This window comes from Shewanella sp. SG41-4 (assembly GCF_014164505.1).
GTDB lineage: Bacteria > Pseudomonadota > Gammaproteobacteria > Enterobacterales > Shewanellaceae > Shewanella.
Genome location: NZ_JACJFI010000502.1, coordinates 1 through 1901, shown reverse-complemented (window position 1 = coordinate 1901; position 1901 = coordinate 1). Strand labels below are relative to the sequence as shown.

Below are 1901 nucleotides of genomic sequence, written 5' to 3'. Positions count from 1 at the left end.
CGGGTTCCTCTTTATTACAAGCAAGCTATCCCTCCGCAAGATTCAAGACTAAATGCCAAATCGATAAATACAGGGCCTTTTTTGTTGGGCGAAAGATAGGACTTTAAACCCAGGGTTCCTCTTTATTACAAGCAAGCTATCCCTCAGCAAGATTCAAGTAAAAAGGCTCATCAGAAATGATGAGCCTTTTTTCGTTTAGGTGAAAGATAGGACTTTGAACCCACGGGTTCCTATTTATAAGATCGATACTTACATATGAGTTGTAAAGTGTATTCAGCGTGTGGTTACTCATTCAATGACGAATTAGTGTAGTCATTTATGTCTACGGGCGGCATGTCTCTGCACGCGGAAATGTATGCGCTGAGGTATACATGCTGACTTTATTTATTGAGAAATAGTTACTCGAAGTATTGAGGTGCTTTTCTATAGAAACCATTATTTACTGGTTAGATTGTGCTTAACCGAATGAACTGACTTTAGATACAGGTATAAATAAATTTAGCTTAATTAAAATCAACTAATTCATGAAGTGAGCCAAATGTTCATTAAGTAAGCCTAAAGTCGTAATGTAGATTTATTTCGAAAAATATAATGGATTGATAATATTGCAAATAAACTTTATCGCTTTTTTTTTAGACGATATTAACGCGCAACCTCAGATTATTTTGGAATGTTGAGAGTATTTTATCACTTTACATCAAAGATATAGAGAATGTAGGATGATATAAATCAATAACTTGAACGGCCGACTTTGTCGGGCGAGCCGTTCAATAAGCGTTAGCTGTTTAGGATGAACATGAGTGTGATTCAATATTTGATCAATAATATTAAGATTGTCTTAATATTATTAAGTATTTCTTTTCAAGTATGTGCAATTGAAAATATGGATAAACTATTACTAGAAGCTGTACTTGATGAAAATACAAAGCAGATAACACTTCTTCTAGAAAAAGGTGCAAACCCAAATTCAACTGAGGCTCTTTTTAAAAAGAGAACTATCATGGGTTGGGCTGCTCAATACAAATCGACTAAATTACTTAAAATCCTTATCTCTCACGAGGGGGATGTAAATTTATTTAACTCTAAAGATCCTTGGTCACCTTCTCCAATATATAACGCTTTAGCGGCTAGTAGATTAGATAATCTAAATTTACTGATCAAGCACGGAGCAAATCCAAATCAAATTGATAACCACCAAAAAACACCTATTATGACTGCTGTAGCAACTGGTGATTGGCAAGCCACATATATTTTGCTTCAAGCAGGAGCCAATATTGAATATAAAAATAAGTGGGGAGAAACTCCCGTAGATTCAATAGAAAATGCTGGTTTAGGTGCAAATAGCGGGTGGCGTAAGAAGGTATTCGCCTTTTTATCAAACAAAGGTATAGAGTTAAAGCCAAGAGTTCCGTTGTAAAAACAGCTAACAAGAGACTATTACCCAATAGCTATTATTAAGCTTTAGCATTTGAGGCTGAGCATCATTTTTCTGACGATAAAAACAACAGTTTGGTGTAACCATTTACTAATTCAGTACTCATTCAATACTAGTACAACCCGCGAATACAGGCGCCTTAGAAATAGAGGGGAGGGTTCAAATCCCTACCCCTTTGAATATTGAGTTTTCAGAACGATGACTTTACGTTTATATTCTGTAGTTATACTTTAGCCCTCATAAAGTTTCTGTGTTTACCGTATTTGGCCGCCTATTTACAACACGCTTTGTGACTGAACCACTGATCTTGTCACTAACCCATTAGGAATTGAAACGATGAAACAAATCTGCTTGGTTTTATTGGCCTTGGTCTCAATGCCTGCATTGGCTGATGACATGGTGTTAGCTGACACAATGAAAGCGCTTGATACTGCGGTGTTTGACTCATTTAACCATTGTCAAAGTC

At 36.1% G+C, this 1901-nt stretch carries 1 protein-coding gene; it reads left to right on the top strand.

The window, feature by feature from the left end; genetic code table 11:
• The first annotated feature begins 796 nt into the window (after positions 1–796).
• Positions 797–1417 (top strand): ankyrin repeat domain-containing protein, encoded by a 621-nt coding sequence (locus H5202_RS21600; RefSeq protein ID WP_182773856.1) that lies wholly within the window; start codon positions 797–799, stop codon positions 1415–1417.
• The last annotated feature ends 484 nt before the right edge of the window (positions 1418–1901 follow it).